Here is a 14,753-nt window from a genome sequence, read left to right as displayed (position 1 = left end):
CCAGCCGCCGACTGGCCGGACCGTGCGCCGGTCAGCCCCGCACGACAAGCAGCGGGACGGTCAGCTCGGCTGCGGTGTCCGACCCGTGGTACGCCACCAGTCGGGACGCCATCGGCCGCTCGGTGCGGGTGGCCATGACCGCGTACGTGTCGTTGCAGGTCACCACCACGTCGCCGATCCGGCCCAGATGGTCCTCGGGCACCGGCCCGAACCACCCGCCGGCCACCACCTCGTCGCGGGTGTGCACACGTGCCGCGGCACCGAGCACCTCGGACCAGGCGGCCACCACGTCGTCGGCGGCGCCTGGCTCGACGTGCAGGTAACGCACCCGGGCCTCGCCGGCCACCAGCCGCACACCGGCGCGCAGTCGCGGATCGGTGTCCAGGTCGAAGCGGTGCGCGGCGGGGATGTCGAGCTGGCCGTGGTCGGCGGTCACCAGCAGCGCCGCGTCCGGCGGCAGCCCGTCGACCAGCCGGGCGAGCAGTGTGTCCACCTCGGTGGCGGCGATCCGCCAGGGCGCCGAGTCGACGCCGCTGAGGTGGCCGTGCCGGTCCAGGTCGGCGTGGTAGCCGGAGACCAGGGTCGGCCCCGGGCCGGCGGCCAGCGCGGCAAGCATGGTGGCGGCCACGTCTTCCGCACCGGCGGCGCCCCGGAAGTCACCACCGCGGTTGGCGGCCAACGTCAACCCGCTGCCGCCGAACTCCGGCCGGCTCACCACGCTCACCGCCACCCCGGCGGCACGGGCCCGTTCCAGCTGGGTGGGCACCGGCTGCCAGCGCAGCGGCGACGGGTCGGCGGCCCAGTCGGTGTGGGTGAGCACCCGGTCGGTGCCGGGCACCCGCACGGTGAAGCCGAGCACCCCGTGCGCGCCCGGCGCGACGCCGGTGCCCAGCGACACCAGGCTGGTCGGGGTGGTGGACGGGAAGCCGGCGATGAGCGGGCGAGCCACCGTCGCGGCCAGCCCGGCGAGGGTCGGCGCGTACGGCGCGGCTGTCGGCAGCTGATACCAGCCGAGCCCGTCGACGAGCAGCACGGCGACCCGGCGTACCCCGGTCAGGGCGGGGGCCAACCCGAGCGGGTCGGGCGAGCCGGGCACACCCAGCACGGCGAGCGCGCTGGGCAGCACGTCGGCGAGGCGGTCGCCGCCGTGGTCCGGGCCGAGAACGGCCAGCGGCGCCGGCGTGCCGGTCATGCCGGTCGGCGGGCGAACAGGTGCAGCTGGGCCGCCAGGTCCCGGTACGGCGGCTGGGCGGCCAGTGCCAGTTCCAGCTCGACCAGGGCGGCGGGCTGCCCGTCGGCGACCGTGGCCGGCAGCAGGTCGGCCAGCACGCGTACCCCGTGGATCTCTTCGACCACGAGCCCGGCGGCGGTGAGCAGCGCGGCGGCGCCGGGGGCGTCGTAGCGTCGGCGCAGGGTGTCCCGCGCTCCGGCGGTGCCGTGCGGGTCGGCGGCCAGCGCCGCCGCGACGTCCAGGTGCCCGTTCATGGCGCGGCCCAGCACGGCGGCGGCCCGGCCGGCCACCAGCACACTTGCCGCGCCGCCGGGGCGCAGCGCGGTGGCCAGCGCGGTCACCACCGGCGTCGGGTCGTCGACGACCTCCAGCACGGCGTGGCAGAGCACCAGGTCGACGCCGGCCGGCTCGACGAGCCCCGCTAGGGCGTCCCCGTCGCCCTGCACGGCGGCGATCCGGTCGGCCACGCCGGCCTCGGCGGCCCGGCGGGTGAGCGCCGCGAGGGCGTCAGGGCTGGCGTCGACCACTGTGACGCGGTGCCCGGCGCGGGCCAGCGGGACGGCGAAACCGCCGGTGCCGCCGCCCACGTCCAGCACTGTGAGTTCGGCGTCGCCGCGCCGGTCCAGTTCGGCGCGGAGCACCGACCAGATCACGGCGGTACGGGGGGTCAGCGGCGGCCCAGCGAACCGGCCTCGGGTCTGCTCCACTCGGTCGAGCCTAGTCACCCGGTCCAGTCGGCATCGCGGCTGTGTGGCAGGCGGGACGCGGCTCGTCGGCGAGTCAGGACTCGGTGCCCTCGGTCTCGTCCTCCGCGCGGGACCGCCGCTCGTTGGCGACCGGGCCGTTTGTCACCTCGTACTCGCGAGGATCGGCGAGGTGCGACGGCATCCAACCCGCGCCGAGTCGGGTCCGTCGGGAGTTGGCGATTCCACCGGTGTACGCGTGATTCCCCAGCACTGTTTTCCCCCTCATGGATCACGGGCGGCTCTGCCCGCTCAAGGCGAGTCTCCCGCTCAACGGCACCGGAAACCGTAATGTGGATCACTGATCAGCGAAAGTCGCGGGATGCGGGGCTGACCGGCGGCTCAATGGCGTCCAACCGGTCGGCGACCAGGTTGGTCACGCCCTCGTGCCGTTGCAGCCGCCCCCGGACCACAAGCGCGGCGCTGGTGCGGGCCACCCGCCGGTAACGCTGCCACAGCCCCGGCGAACAGGTGACATTCAGCATCCCTGTCTCGTCCTCCAGGTTGAGGAACGTGACACCACCCGCGGTGGCCGGACGCTGCCGGTGGGTGACGATGCCGCCGACCCGGATCCGTTGCCCCGGCTCCACCCGGCCGAGCCGGGCGATCGGCACCGCGCCGAGCACGTCGAGCTGACCCCTGATGAACCGGGCCGGATGGCTCTCCGGCGACAGGCCGGTGGCCCACACGTCGGCGACCAGCCGGTCCACCGCCTCCATCCCGGGCAGCGTGGGCGCCGCCGCGCCGGTCACCGTGCCGGGCAGCCGGCCCGGCCGGTCCTGGGCCGCCGCGCCGGCGGCCCAGAGCGCCTCCCGCCGGGTCAGCCCGAAACAGGCGAAGGCGTCCGCGGTGGCCAGCGCCTCCAACTGCGTAGCGGTGAGACCGACCCGCCGGGCCAGATCGGGCATGTCCCGGTACGGCCCGCGTGCCACCCGCTCGGCCTCGATCCGCTCGGCCACGTCAGCCCCGAGGGTACGCACGCTGGACAGCCCGAGCCGGACCGCCGGACCGCCAAGCCCCCAGGCGTGCGGCGGCTCCCCCGGCCCGCTGCCCCACCGGGTGTCCGGGGTGGACTCCAACACCGCCAGAGCGCCGCTGGCGTTGATGTCGGGGCGACGGACCTCCACCCCGTGCCGGCGGGCGTCGTCGACAAGGGTCTGTGGAGAGTAGAAACCCATCGGCTGGGCGTTGAGCAGCGCGGCGAGGAACGGCGCCGGGTGGTAGCGCTTGAGCCAGGAACTCGCGTACACCAGGTAGGCGAAGCTCATCGCGTGGCTCTCCGGGAAGCCGTAGCTGGCGAACGCGGTGAGCTTGCGGTAGACGTCGTCGGCAAGCTCGCCGGTGATGCCCCGCTCGGCCATCCCGGCGTAGAGCCGGTCGGCGATGCGGGTCATCCGCTCGACCGAACGCTTCGCGCCCATCGCCCGGCGCAACTGGTCGGCCTCGGCCGCGTCGAAACCCGCCAGGTCGATGGCGAGCTGCATCAACTGCTCCTGGAACAGCGGCACACCAAGGGTCTTCTCCAGCGCGTTGCGCATCAACGGGTGCGCGAACGTCACCGCCTCCTGGCCGTTCTTGCGCCTGATGAACGGGTGCACCGAGCCGCCCTGGATCGGGCCGGGCCGGATCAGCGCCACCTCCACCACCAGGTCGTAGAACTCGCGGGGCTTGAGCCGGGGCAGGGTGGCCATCTGGGCGCGGCTCTCCACCTGGAACACGCCGACCGAGTCGGCCCGGCAGAGCATGTCGTAGACCTCCGGGTCGTCCAACGTCATGTCGCCGAGGTCCAGCCGGGACCCGATCATGTCGTAGCCGTAGTGCAGCGCGGAGAGCATGCCGAGGCCGAGCAGGTCGAACTTCACCAGGCCCACGGCGGCGCAGTCGTCCTTGTCCCACTGGAGCACGCTGCGTCCGGGCATCCGCCCCCACTCCACCGGGCAGACCTCGATCACCGGCCGGTCGCAGATCACCATGCCGCCGGAGTGGATGCCCAGGTGCCGGGGGAACGTCTGCAACTCGTTCGCGTACTCCACCACCTCCTCCGGGATGCCCTCGACGTCGACAGTGGCGACCGAACCCCACCTGTCGATCTGCTTGCTCCAGGCGTCCTGTTGCCCAGGTGAGAAGCCGAACGCCTTGGCCACGTCCCGCACCGCCGACCGGGGCCGGTAGGAGATGACGTTGGCGACCTGGGCGGCGTGCTCCCGGCCGTACCGGGTGTAGACGTGCTGGATCACCTCCTCCCGGCGGTCGGACTCGATGTCCACGTCGATGTCCGGTGGGCCGTCCCGCTCCGGGGCGAGGAACCGCTCGAAGAGCAGCCGGTGCCGAACCGCGTCCACGTTGGTGATCCGCAGCGCGTAGCAGACCGCCGAGTTGGCCGCCGAACCCCGACCCTGGCAGTAGATGTCCTGCTCACGGCAGAACGCGACGATGTCGTAGACCACAAGGAAGTAGCCGGGGAAACCCAACTCCTCGATCATGTTCAGCTCGTGGTCGAGCTGCGCGTACGCCGTCGGGTGCGCCTGCGGTGGCCCATAGCGCTCCCGTGCCCCGTCGGCAGTCAGCTTCCGCAGCCAGCTCATCTCGGTGTGCCCCGGCGGCACCGGGTACGCCGGCAACCGCGGCGCGACCAGTTGCAGGTCGAAGGCCAACTCGGCGCCGAACTCGGCGGCCCGCGCCACCGCACCCGGGTACGCGGCGAACCGGGCCGCCATCTCCGCGCCGCTGCGCAGGTGGGCGGTGGCCGCCGCGGGCAACCACCCGTCGATCTCGTCCAGGCTGCGCCGGGCCCGGACGGCGGCGACAGTGGTGGCCAGCCGACGCCGGCCGGGCGTGGCGTAGTGCACGTTGTTGCTGGCCACCGTCGGCAACCCGGCAGCGGCGGCCAGCTCGGCGAGCGCGTCGTTGCGGTCGGCGTCGATCGGGTGGCCGTGGTCGGTCAGCTCCACCGCCACCGTCTCCGCGCCGAACAGCGCGGTCAGCCGGTCCAGCTCACGGGCCGCCGCGTCCACACCCTCGGTGAGCAGCGCCGCCGGCACATGCCCCTTGCGGCAGCCGGTCAACACCAACACGTGGTCGCGCAACTCGGCGGCGACCTCCTCCAACTCCCCGTAGACCGGGCGGCCCTTCTCCCCGCCGCGCAGCTGAGCGCGGGCGATTGTGGTGGCCAGCCGGGCGTACCCCTCGTGGCCGTGCGCGAGCACCAGCAGGTGCGCGCCGTGCGGGTCGGGCTCGCCGTTCTGCGGGCCGGGCAGCCCCAGGGACAGCTCCGCGCCGAAGATGGTCGGCAGATTCAGCGTACGAGCCGCCTCGGCGAACCGGACCACCCCGTAGAAGCCGTCGTGGTCGGTGACGGCGAGCGCGGTGAGCCCCAGCCGGGCCGCCTCCTCGGCCAACTCCTCCGGGTGACTGGCGCCGTCGAGGAAGCTGAAGTTGGTGTGCGCGTGCAGCTCCGCGTAGGGCACCACACCGTCGGGGCGGGTCAGCTCCGGCGGCTGGTACTGCTCGCGGCGGCGACTCCAGGCCGGGGAGTCCCCACCGTCGGCATCCACGGCGAGCGGGTCCACCACGTGCAGGTGCCGTTCACCCCGGCTCGCCCGGCCGTCCCCAGAACGGCCGTCCCCAGAACGGCCCCCGCCGGGACGGCCATCGCCAGACCGGCCCCCGCCGGGACGGCCGGAGAGCACCTGCTCCAGCTCCGACCAGGGCATCTTCGGGTTGTGGAAGCTCACCTGCACGCCCCCAGGGCGCCCACCGGCTTGATCGACTCGACATCATGGAAATCGGGGTGTCCGAAGGGGCGGGATACCCCGATTTCCGTGATGCCGAGTCGATCACGGCTAGGCGGGCGTCCATCTGAACGCTCAGTCATAGATCGCCTCCACCAGCCACTGCCCGGCCTCGACAGCGAGCAGCAGAGCGGTGCCATCGGCCAGGCAGACCTGGAACCGGGCCCGCCGCCGCGCCTCGGCCGGAGCCCACCACCGCTCGTCCACCGGCCACGGGCCGGCCCAACCGACGATCTCCGCCGGCCGACCGGTGCCGACCGTCAGCCGGGCGGGCGGGGCGCTCACCGCCAGCCGCGCGCTGATCACCACCGCCTCGCCAGCGGCGTCGTGCACTGTCGCCGCGAGCGGGCTCGGCAGCACCACCGCCGGTGAGGGCCGCGGCAGCCGACCGGGCCACGGCGGAACCCCACCCCCACCACGGCCAGCAGCCCGACCAGCGCCAGCAGCCCGACCGGCACCGACGGCCCGACCAGTGCCCCCAACCCCGGCAGCACCGCCAGCGCCCGCGACCCGGCCAGCACCGGCAACCCCGCCAGCGCCAGCAGCACCGGGAGTCTGGCCAGCGTCCGCGGCCCGTCGAGCGTCCGCCACCTCGCCGGTGCCGGCGACACTGCCAGCGCCCCCAACCCGACCAACGCCGGCAGCGCTACCAACGCCCGCCACGCCGCCGGTGCCGGCAGCACCGCCAGTGCCAGCGACCCGGCCACCGGTGGCGATCGGCTCGTCCGGCAGCGGTGGTGGGCCGGGACGTTCGGGGAGCCGTTCGTCGCCCCAGGGCACCAGTCGCACCTGGTCGGCCGGGGAACGCCCGCCGCCGAGCACCGCGGTGACCACCGCTTCCGGGCCGAGAATGCCCTGCACCCGGCTCAATGCCCGGTGTGCCCGTTCCCGCTCCTCGCCGGTCTCCCCCCAGAGGCCGGCCTGGAGGCCCGCTTGGGCGATCACCCCGTCCGGGACCAGTCGCAGCCGGATGATGCCGGCCGTCGGCCGGGCCGGTCGGGCGCCAGCGCGGCCGTTGCTGCCGGAAAGCCAGCCGTCCAACTGCCAGCGCACCCGGTCGGCGATGGCCGTGGCGGTGAGCAGCCCGTCGTGCCGCCACACCCGGTGCAACTCCTGCCCGTGCGCGGTGACCGCCTCGATGCCGAGCCGGGTGCAGGCCAGCCCGTGCCCGGCGAGCCGGTCGTGCAACCGCTCGGCCAGCGCGCGGGCGGCGAACGCCGCCGCGTCGACCCGGTCGATCGGCTCGTCGTGCTCGGCGGTCACCGTCAGGTCGGCCGGCGGCTGCCGGACGGCGAGCGGGCGGTGATCCCGCCCGGCTGCCAGCCGGTGGGCCAGCGCGCCGTCGAACCCGAACCGGGCCAGCACGTCGCCGGCCGGCAGTGCGGCGAAGTCACCGAGGGTCCGCACCCCCAGCCGGCGCAGCAGATCGGCAAGTGCCGACCGGCCGAGCGCCTCGACCGGCAACCCGGCCAGGAACGCCGGCGTCCCACCCGGCGGCACCACCCGGCCGGCGCGGGCGGCCAACCCCGCGGCGAACACCCCGTCGGCGATGCCTACCTGGCTCTCCACCAGACACGACTGGGCGACGTGCTCGATGAGCCGTTCGGCGGCCGCCTCCTCGCCGCCGAGGTAACGGCTCGGACCTCGGGCGGCCACCGCGCAGGCACCCGGACGAACCACCTCGACGCCAGCGACCACCTCCTCCACGGCGGCGACCACCGGCTCGAACGCCCGGGCGTCCCGACCCGGGTCGTACTCCACGACAGTGAGCTGTGGGCAACGGCCCTGCGCCTCCCGCTTGCGCAGCCCTCGGCGCACCCCCTCGGCGCGGGCCCGCTCGGAGCAGGCGACCACCCGGTTGGCGTGCAGCACGGCGACCGGCCCGGTGGCAGGCACCCCGTCGACGATTTCGGCGGCGAGCACCGGCCAGTCCGGGCACCACAGCAGCAGGGTCCGGATCGGCGAGCCGGTCATCCCCGCCCGACCAGGGCGAGCGGCACAGCCGGTCGGCCCACGGCCGACCGCACCGTCCGGGGAATCACCCGGGTCAGCTCCTCACCGGGGAGCCAGACCTTGATCTCCTTGGGTCGGGCGGCCGCTCCGCGCCCGCGCGCCGAGACCGTGACCTCCCGGCGACGCAGCCGCCCCCGACCCTGACCGAGCCCTTCCCAGAACCCACGGACCACCTGCAACGTCACGTCCGCGCCGTCCCACCTGCCATACGGGACGAGCACGCTGCCGCGCTGCCGAGCCCGGGCGGCCAGCCGGGTGGCGACCGAGGCGGAGACGGCAGCCGGCACGGCGGTGACCACGACGTCCACCCCGTCGATCAGCGCGGCGACCACGGTGGCCCACTCGGGGCCCGGATTCGGCACCAGGGCCAGCCGGTCCAGGGCGATGCCGAGCTCGGCGGCCGCGCCCGCGCCGAGCGTTGGCACGCCGACCACGGCGCACCACGAGCCGGCTCGGGATGCCTCGGCGAGCAGGGCCAACACCAGCGAGGTGCCACCGCTGTTCCGGGGTTGACCGACGGCGACCGCGATGGTGCTGCCCCGGCGCAGACCCCGGTTGGGCAGGAGGCCGGTCAGCTCGGGCGCCACCGGTAGCACCCGGTGGCCGCCGACCGGATCGGGTGCGCTCGCCGGACGTACCAGATCGGCCAGAGCGGCGGAACCGACCACCATGCGGCCCGCCATCGGACCAACCCCCCGTCGTTGCTGTGGAACAGATCAGGACCGGCACGTCGTGACGCCGGCCGGCCGGCGGCCGGACGACCGATGTCACGACGGGATCAGGCGACGAGGCCGTCCAGGGCGGGCTGGTGGGCCACGCCGAGCGCGGTCTCCACCACCGTGACGAACTGTTCGGCCGCGCGGAGCAGGTCGTCGGCCTCCCGGGCGCTTACCACCCGTGGAATGCCGGCCTCGGCGGCGGCCCGCTTGCTGGCCCCGGCGGCGAAGAACCGTGCCCACTCGTCGAGCTCGGGGGCGACGGCGCAGAGCAGGACCCAGACGCTTGTGATCCGGTTGCGCCGGCTCGGCGCGGGCCGGGCCCGGGCGGCGAGCAGGGCGGCAGCGGCGCGCAGTGCCGCCAGGTGGGCGGCCGCGTAGCGCAGACCGTCGGGTCGGGTCTGGCCGGCCTCGACCAGCCCGCGCCGGGCCAACGTGAGGAGTTGGGCAGGGGTGCGGTGCGGCAGCACGTGCGCCGGCACCGTCGGTGCCTGAGCCGGGTTGGTCGGCATGGACTGTCTCCTCCACGTGGCCGGGACGTCGACCGGCGCAGAGGTGCCGCCGGCGAGACGCCGAGGTCGGGTGGTGCGGAGGAAGACGCACCGGGTGTGGCCGGCCGGGTGTGGATGCTTCCCCACACCACACCCGGCCGGCGTACCGGCGGGTTCGTCGCCCGCCGCCCGGGGGTCGTGGGCGGCGAGCGACGCTCCTGCCTGTCGGGACCGGGCTCGCGACTGCCCGGAAACCCAGGTGCGGCCCGCGGAGCCGCACCGCCCGGAGCTGGCGCCGCGAAACACCGCGCTCCGGCTGGTTGGAACGAGCGTACGAGACAATCGAACACTCGTTCTAACTGCTGTTGACAGTACACCTCCCCTCCGACGAAAACGCAACGTGTGACGCGCCGGCTGAACCGTTCGCGGGCGGACCGTGAAGAATGGCGACATGCAGCCACACCCGAACGTACGGGCGGTGCAGGACGCACTCGACGGCGCCGGTGCGCTCGACGGCGCCGGCCGAGCCAGCACGGTCCGCCTGCTGCCCGACGCCGTGCACACCGCCGTGGCGGCCGCCGAGGCGCTCGGTGTCGAGGTCGGCCAGATCGCCAACTCGCTGATCTTCGACGCGGACGGCGCGCCGCTGCTCGTGCTCACCTCCGGCGCGCACCGGGTGGACACCGCCGGCCTGGCGTCGTCGATCGGGGTCACCCGGCTGCGCCGGGCCACCCCGGAGTTCGTCCGGGCGCACACCGGGCAGCCGATCGGCGGGGTCGCCCCGCTCGGGCACCCGCAGGCGCTCCGCACCCTGGTGGACCAGGCGCTGGCGGCGTACCCGGAGATCTGGGCCGCGGGCGGCGTGCCGCGGGCGGTGTTCCCGACCACCTACGCCGAGCTGCTGCGGGTCACCGCCGGCACCCCGACCGAGGTGGCGTGAGCGACCGTAACGAGCACAGCAGCGTCGTACCGGAGTTGGTCACCCTGCACGTGTGGCGGACCGCCCGGGGCGCGCTGCCCCGGGCGCTGACCCGGATGGCTGTGGACCCGCGCCGGCTGCGGGCCCTGCCGGGCGTCCGGTTCGGCAAGCTGCTGGGCACCGGGACCGGCACCGGCTTCGGGCCGGCTGACGCCGACCTGACCCGGTGGGCGGCGCTGACCGTGTGGGACTCCCCCGCCGCGGCGGCCGGCTTCGACGACTCGCCGGTCGGGCGCGCCTGGGCGCGGATCGCCCTCGCCCAGGCCCGGGTCGACCTGCGCCCGCTGAGCAGCCGGGGTGAGTGGTCCGGCCAGCGGCCGTTCGGCGAGCCGCCGGGCGGCCGGGTCACCGGCCCGGTGCTGGCGCTGACCCGGGCCCGGTTGCGTGCCCGCCGGGCGGCCACCTTCTGGCGGGCGATCCCGCCGGTGGCCGCCGCCCTGCGCGACGCGCCCGGGCTGCTGGCCCGGTTCGGCGTCGGTGAGGCTCCGCTGGGTTGGCAGGGCACGGTGAGCGTGTGGCGCGACCCGACGGACCTGGTGGCGTTCGCGTACCGTCACCCGGAGCATCGGGCGGCGATCATGCGAACCCCCACCGCGGGCTGGTACGCCGAAGAGCTGTTCGCCCGGTTCGAGGTACGCGACGTGGTCGGCGATCGGACGGTGCTCGGATGGGTCGCCGACGGCGGCCCTGCAACGGTGAAGGATGGGCGGGCATGAGGTTGGTGCGCTGGACGCCGGACGATCTCGTCCGACGGCTGGACGACGTGGTGGCCGTCTACGGCGAGGCGATGGGATACCGCACCGACCTGCTGGAGGCCCGGCGCGGCTACATCGCCACCCACGTCCGCCGGCCCGGTTTCCGGGCCGTGGCCAGCCTGACCAGCGAAGGGCATCTCGCCGGCTTCGGCTACGGCTATCTGGGCGCCCCCGGCCAGTGGTGGCACGATCAGGTGCACCGGGCGCTGGACGCCCCGACCCGGCAGCGCTGGCTCACCCACTGCTTCGAGGTGGTCGAGCTACACGTCCGGCCGCCGGCACAGGGGCACGGGCTGGGCGCCGGCCAACTGCGGGCGCTGCTCACCATGGCCGAGGGCGACACCACGCTGCTGTCCACCCCGGAGGCCGAGGAGCAGACCTCGCGGGCCTGGCGGCTGTACCGGCGGTTCGGCTTCGTCGACGTGCTGCGCGACTTCCACTTCCCCGGCGACGAGCGGCCGTTCGGCGTCCTCGGGCGGGACCTGCCGCTCGATCCACAGGCGTCATGACCCGGCGGATCTCCTGGACGCTGCTCGGCGTCCTGGTGTTCGCCCAGATCTGCTACCCGCTCACCACAGGCGACACCCGGGCCGGGCTGACCGTGGCCACCGTCGTGCTCGGCTGGCTGCTCTCGGTCGGCCACGCGCTGCTCAGTCGAGGGCCCCGGGTCGCGGCCGCGCTTGTCGCGGTGGCCACCGGCGGCGGATTCGCGATCGAGGCGATCGGGGTGGCCACCGGTGTGCCGTTCGGCAGCTACGACTACTCCGGTGAACTCGGCCCCAAGCTGGCCGGGGTGCCGCTGATCATCCCGCTGGCCTGGACCTGGATGGCGTGGCCGGCCTGGCTGGCCGCGGTCCGCCTGACCGGCGGCCGGGCCGCAACGGCCGGCGGCCTGGCCGCAACGGCCGGCGGCAGCGGGTCGACAGCCGGTCGCAGCGGCTCGACGGCCCGCCGGTGGGTGGGGCGGATCGCGCTGGCCACTGTGGGGCTGGCCGCCTGGGATCTCTTCCTCGACCCGCAGATGGTCGCCGAGGGCTACTGGGTGTGGCGCAACGCCACCCCGGCGCTGCCCGGCCTGGCCGGTATCCCGGTCAGCAACTACCTGGGCTGGCTGCTCTTCGCGGTGCTGATGATGAGCGCGCTGCGCCCACTGGCCGGCCCGACCGTCAAGCGCACCGACAAGCGGGATCACCCAATGTTCGCGCTCTACCTGTGGACGTACTTCTCCAGCATCCTGGCCCACGCGGTCTTCCTCGACCTGCCCGCCTCGGCGCTCTGGGGCGCGGCCGGCATGGTGGTGACCGCCGTACCGCTGGCGGTGACCCTGCTGCGCGCCCGCAGGGCCGGCGACACGCACCGGGACGACCACCAGCCGGCCCGCCCCGGCGTCGACGCGACCCGATGACCGTCCTGCTGGTCCTGCTGGTCGCCATTGCCGTGCTGACCGGGCACACCTGGCTCAACGCCGCCCGCTGGCTGCGCCGGCCCACCGACCGGCCGGGCGAGGTCGACGAGCCGGTAGCCGTGCTGCTGCCGCTACGCGACGAGGCCGCCCGGGTCACCCCCTGCCTGCGCGCCCTGCTCGCCCAGCGGGGCGTGCCCGACCTGCGCATCGTGGTCCTCGACGACGGGTCCACCGACGGCACCTCCGACGTGGTCCGCGCGGTGGTCGGCGACGACCCGAGGGTCACACTGCTCAGCGGGGTCGCCCCGCCGCCGGGCTGGCTGGGCAAACCACACGCCTGCTGGCAGTTGGCCACCCGGGCCGACCCGGCGGCCACAGTGCTGGTGTTCGTCGACGCCGACGTGGTGCTCGCCCCGCACGCAGTGGCCGCCGCCGTCACCGAACTGCGCGCCGCCGGCGCGACGCTGCTGTCGCCGTACCCCCGGATCGTCGTGGCGACGGCGGCCGACCGGCTGGTGCAGCCGCTGCTGCAGTGGCTCTGGCTGACGTTCCTGCCGCTGCGCGCGATGGAACGCTCGCGGCGGCCGTCGCTGGCCGCCGCGGGCGGGCAGTTCCTGGTGCTGGACCGGGCCGGCTACACCACCACAGGCGGGCACGCGGCGGTCGCCGACAAGATCCTGGAGGACGTCGAGCTGGCCCGGGCGGTCAAGCGGGCCGGTGGACGGATCGCTCTGGCCGACGGCTCCCGGCTGGCCACCTGCCGGATGTACGACAACTGGCCGCAACTGCGCGACGGCTACTCGAAGTCGCTGTGGGCGACGTTCGGGCATCCGGGCGCGGCGGCCGCCGTGGTGACGATGCTGCTTCTGCTCTACACCGCCCCGCCGCTTGTCGCGCTGGTCGGCGTGGTGGCCGCCGCGCCGGGGGTGGCCGCCGTCGGTCTGGCCGGTTACCTGCTCGGGGTGGCCGGGCGGGTGCTCACCGCCCGGTCGACGGGGGGTCGGTGGTGGCCCGACGCGCTCGCACACCCCGTGTCGGTCGTGGTCCTCGGTTGGCTGACCCTGCGGTCGTACCATCTGCGAAAGCGACACCGCCTGACCTGGCGGGGCCGCCCGGTCAGCTAGGAGGACGCGGCATGGCGCGGATCGTGGTCGTCGGCGCCGGGGTGGGTGGCCTGGCCACCGCCGCCCGGCTGGCCGCAACCGGGCACCAGGTGACCGTCTTCGAGGCCGCCGACACGGTCGGCGGCAAGCTCGGCAGGTACGTGCACGACACCCCGGCCGGGTCGTTCCACTTCGACACCGGGCCGAGCCTGCTCACCCTGCCCGAGGTCTTCGAGGACCTGTTCGAGGCGACCGGGGCGAAGCTCGACGAATACCTGGACCTGGCGCCGCTGGACCCGATCGTCCGGCACGTCTTCCCCGGCGGCGGTCCCGCGCTGGACTCCTGCGCCGACCCTGTGGAGTTCGCCGGCCGGATCGGGGCCGCCTTCGGTGACCGGGCGGCGGCCGACTGGCAGCGGCTGTGGCGGCGGGCCGCCCGGGTGTGGAACGCCTCCTCGCGGGACATCCTGCGCCGCGCTGTCGACTCCCCCCGTGACCTGGCGTCGCTGGCCTGGCGCGTCGGCGACCTGGCCGCCATCGCTCCGGGCCGCACCCTGCGCGGGCTGGGCCGCCGGCACCTCTCCGACCCGCGGCTGCGGATGCTGCTGGACCGGTACGCCACCTACACCGGCGCCGACCCGCGCCGGGCGCCGGCGGCGCTCGTCGCCGTCCCCTACGCCGAGATGACGTTCGGCGGTTGGTACCTGCGCGGTGGGCTGGGCACGCTCGCCGACGCGCTGCTGACCCGCTGCCTGGACCTCGGCGTGGTCGTGCAGACCGGCGCCACCGTGACGCGGATCGACGCGGCGGGCGGCCGCGTGCACGGGGTACGCCTCGCCGGCGTCGCCGCGCCGGTGCCCGCCGACGTGGTGGTGGCCAACGTGGACGCGCTCACCGTCTACCGTGACCTGCTGCCGCACGCGCGTCGGCTGGCCGGGCTGAACGACCGCAGCCTGGCCGGTTTCGTGCTGCTGCTCGGCGTCTCCGGCAGCACCGGGCTGGCGCACCACAACGTCTTCTTCCCGCGCGACTACGACGCGGAGTTCGACGCGGTCTTCGGCGATCCGGGGCGGGGCGTACGGGCGCGGCCGGCTGTCGACCCGACGGTGTTCGTCACAGTCGCCGACGACCCGATGGTCCGCCCGGCCGGGCACGAGGCGTGGTTCGTGCTTGTCAACGCCGCCCGGCAGGGCACCGCCGCTGGCGCGGTCGACTGGCGACGCCCAGGGCTGGCCGACGCGTACGCCGATCGGATCCTGGAGGTCCTGGCCGAGCGCGGCGTGGACGTGCGTGACCGGCTGCTGTTCCGCGAGGTCCGCACCCCTGCCGACCTGGACGCGGCGACCGGAGCGCCCGGCGGCGTGATCTACGGGACCGCCGGTGGGCTGCTCCGCCCGGCCAACCGGGGCCCGGCGCACGGCCTGTGGCTGGTGGGCGGCTCCAGCCACCCGGGCGGTGGCCTGCCGATGGTGACCCTCTCGGCGCAGATCGTCGCCGGCGAGATCGGCCCTGCCTGGTAGTCCCGC

12 protein-coding genes and 2 pseudogenes are annotated in these 14,753 nt (G+C 74.9%); 6 read left to right on the top strand and 8 right to left on the bottom strand.

Annotation, left to right across the window (positions count from 1 at the left end; all coding sequences use genetic code 11):
- Positions 1-31: 31 nt before the first annotated feature.
- The 8 genes and pseudogenes from ACFY2Q_RS10285 to ACFY2Q_RS10250 form a co-directional block, all read right to left on the bottom strand.
- Positions 32-1,192, bottom strand: a complete 1,161-nt coding sequence (locus tag ACFY2Q_RS10285; RefSeq protein ID WP_387128946.1) for an alkaline phosphatase family protein — start codon at positions 1,190-1,192, stop codon at positions 32-34.
- Complete coding sequence (locus ACFY2Q_RS10280; RefSeq protein WP_387128945.1) at positions 1,189-1,956, bottom strand: methyltransferase domain-containing protein; 768 nt, start codon at positions 1,954-1,956, stop codon at positions 1,189-1,191. Before ACFY2Q_RS10280 ends, ACFY2Q_RS10285 begins: the two co-directional genes overlap by 4 nt.
- A gap of 55 nt (positions 1,957-2,011) precedes the next feature.
- Complete coding sequence (locus ACFY2Q_RS10275) at positions 2,012-2,188, bottom strand: hypothetical protein (protein ID WP_387128942.1); 177 nt, start codon at positions 2,186-2,188, stop codon at positions 2,012-2,014.
- 91 nt (positions 2,189-2,279) lie between these two features.
- Positions 2,280-5,708, bottom strand: a complete 3,429-nt coding sequence (locus ACFY2Q_RS10270; protein ID WP_387129134.1) for an error-prone DNA polymerase — start codon at positions 5,706-5,708, stop codon at positions 2,280-2,282.
- A 132-nt stretch (positions 5,709-5,840) separates the two neighbouring features.
- A pseudogene (locus ACFY2Q_RS10265) lies at positions 5,841-6,173 on the bottom strand (DNA polymerase Y family protein); the annotation flags it as partial.
- 309 nt (positions 6,174-6,482) lie between these two features.
- Positions 6,483-7,739, bottom strand: a pseudogene (locus tag ACFY2Q_RS10260) (DNA polymerase Y family protein); the annotation flags it as partial.
- Positions 7,736-8,461, bottom strand: coding sequence for a hypothetical protein (locus ACFY2Q_RS10255; protein ID WP_387128940.1), 726 nt, complete (start codon positions 8,459-8,461; stop codon positions 7,736-7,738). The pseudogene ACFY2Q_RS10260 and the gene ACFY2Q_RS10255, both read right to left, overlap by 4 nt.
- Before the next feature lie 95 nt (positions 8,462-8,556).
- Positions 8,557-9,006, bottom strand: a complete 450-nt coding sequence (locus ACFY2Q_RS10250) for an SAV_6107 family HEPN domain-containing protein (protein ID WP_387128938.1) — start codon at positions 9,004-9,006, stop codon at positions 8,557-8,559.
- A 430-nt stretch (positions 9,007-9,436) separates the two neighbouring features.
- On the opposite strand from ACFY2Q_RS10250, the gene ACFY2Q_RS10245 reads away from it, so the two are divergent.
- The 6 genes from ACFY2Q_RS10245 to ACFY2Q_RS10220 are packed head-to-tail and all read left to right on the top strand — an operon-like array spanning position 9,437 to position 14,747.
- Complete coding sequence (locus ACFY2Q_RS10245) at positions 9,437-9,925, top strand: YbaK/EbsC family protein (RefSeq protein ID WP_387128936.1); 489 nt, start codon at positions 9,437-9,439, stop codon at positions 9,923-9,925.
- The gene (locus ACFY2Q_RS10240) at positions 9,922-10,680 is read left to right on the top strand and encodes a monooxygenase (RefSeq protein ID WP_387128935.1); all 759 of its coding nucleotides are present in this window, start codon (positions 9,922-9,924) and stop codon (positions 10,678-10,680) included. Before ACFY2Q_RS10245 ends, ACFY2Q_RS10240 begins: the two co-directional genes overlap by 4 nt.
- Positions 10,677-11,228: a GNAT family N-acetyltransferase gene (locus ACFY2Q_RS10235; RefSeq protein ID WP_387128933.1), complete on the top strand. Its 552-nt coding sequence runs from the start codon at positions 10,677-10,679 to the stop codon at positions 11,226-11,228. Before ACFY2Q_RS10240 ends, ACFY2Q_RS10235 begins: the two co-directional genes overlap by 4 nt.
- Positions 11,225-12,124 carry a carotenoid biosynthesis protein gene (locus tag ACFY2Q_RS10230; RefSeq protein ID WP_387128932.1) on the top strand — a complete coding sequence of 300 codons (900 nt, stop codon included), beginning with the start codon at positions 11,225-11,227 and terminating at the stop codon, positions 12,122-12,124. Before ACFY2Q_RS10235 ends, ACFY2Q_RS10230 begins: the two co-directional genes overlap by 4 nt.
- Positions 12,121-13,248, top strand: coding sequence for a glycosyltransferase (locus ACFY2Q_RS10225; RefSeq protein WP_387128930.1), 1,128 nt, complete (start codon positions 12,121-12,123; stop codon positions 13,246-13,248). Before ACFY2Q_RS10230 ends, ACFY2Q_RS10225 begins: the two co-directional genes overlap by 4 nt.
- A gap of 11 nt (positions 13,249-13,259) precedes the next feature.
- The gene (locus ACFY2Q_RS10220) at positions 13,260-14,747 is read left to right on the top strand and encodes a phytoene desaturase family protein (RefSeq protein WP_387128929.1); all 1,488 of its coding nucleotides are present in this window, start codon (positions 13,260-13,262) and stop codon (positions 14,745-14,747) included.
- Positions 14,748-14,753: the final 6 nt, after the last annotated feature.

This window comes from Micromonospora sp. NPDC000316 (genome assembly GCF_042898885.1).
Taxonomy (GTDB): domain Bacteria; phylum Actinomycetota; class Actinomycetes; order Mycobacteriales; family Micromonosporaceae; genus Micromonospora.
This window is presented reverse-complemented; position numbering and strand designations above follow the sequence as displayed.

Excerpts from the sequence above, each read along its gene's own strand:
- ACFY2Q_RS10225 (WP_387128930.1), top strand. The coding sequence starts at position 12,121 with ATGACCGTCCTGCTGGTCCTGCTGGTCGCCATTGCCGTGCTGACCGGG.
- ACFY2Q_RS10285 (WP_387128946.1), bottom strand. The coding sequence starts at position 1,192 with ATGACCGGCACGCCGGCGCCGCTGGCCGTTCTCGGCCCGGACCACGGC.
- ACFY2Q_RS10250 (WP_387128938.1), bottom strand. The coding sequence starts at position 9,006 with ATGCCGACCAACCCGGCTCAGGCACCGACGGTGCCGGCGCACGTGCTG.
- ACFY2Q_RS10255 (WP_387128940.1), bottom strand. The coding sequence starts at position 8,461 with ATGGCGGGCCGCATGGTGGTCGGTTCCGCCGCTCTGGCCGATCTGGTA.
- ACFY2Q_RS10220 (WP_387128929.1), top strand. The coding sequence starts at position 13,260 with ATGGCGCGGATCGTGGTCGTCGGCGCCGGGGTGGGTGGCCTGGCCACC.
- ACFY2Q_RS10230 (WP_387128932.1), top strand. The coding sequence starts at position 11,225 with ATGACCCGGCGGATCTCCTGGACGCTGCTCGGCGTCCTGGTGTTCGCC.
- ACFY2Q_RS10235 (WP_387128933.1), top strand. The coding sequence starts at position 10,677 with ATGAGGTTGGTGCGCTGGACGCCGGACGATCTCGTCCGACGGCTGGAC.
- ACFY2Q_RS10245 (WP_387128936.1), top strand. The coding sequence starts at position 9,437 with ATGCAGCCACACCCGAACGTACGGGCGGTGCAGGACGCACTCGACGGC.